Source organism: Mycobacterium sp. NAZ190054 (genome assembly GCF_001545925.1).
Classification (GTDB): Bacteria; Actinomycetota; Actinomycetes; order Mycobacteriales; family Mycobacteriaceae; genus Mycobacterium.
This window is the reverse complement of sequence record NZ_LMVQ01000529.1, coordinates 1-551: the sequence shown is the minus strand read 5'-3', so window position 1 is coordinate 551 and position 551 is coordinate 1. Positions and strand designations below refer to the sequence as shown.

1 protein-coding gene is annotated in these 551 nt (G+C 69.1%); it reads left to right on the top strand.

The annotated features are described in order from the left end of the window. The coding region (locus ASJ79_RS25425) for a DUF222 domain-containing protein (RefSeq protein ID WP_156448649.1) at positions 1–551 on the top strand (551 nt) is incomplete at both ends.

The window sequence follows — 551 nt, the reverse complement described above, 5'->3', positions numbered from 1 at the left end:
GCGCGGATCGCCGAACTGCTCAAGGGGATCTGTGACAATGATCCGCGGTCGGCGGGGGATCTGCGGTCGTGCGCGGTGGGGGCGATCATCCAGGGCCAGGATCATCTGCCGTGCCTGTGCGGCAAGCCCGACTGTGTCGGCGCCGTACCAGCGGCCCCGGGCAGCTCCAGTGTGGTGATCTCGGTGATCGCCGATGCTGCCGCGGTCGAGGCGGCCCAGAACCTGATCACCGCCCAAGACCAGGAACAGCAGCAGAAACTCACCGAAAACGGACCGCAAGCTGACGCTGAGCCCGAGCTAATCCCCGAGCCCGACGCCGACGCGCCGGCCGAGGACGGGCCTGCCGTCCCGAATCCGCCTGAGTGCGTTCGTGATTCGGGGTTGGCGTTGTTGCCGGGGGTGAAGATTCTGCCGATCGTGGCGTTGGCCGAGGCGATCCGGGGTGGGGCGGCGATCAAGGCGCTGTGGCTGCCCGGGCCCGATCCCGAACCGCAGTATCGGCCGTCGGCCAGGCTGGCGGCGTTCGTGCGGGCCCGGGATCTGTTCTGCCG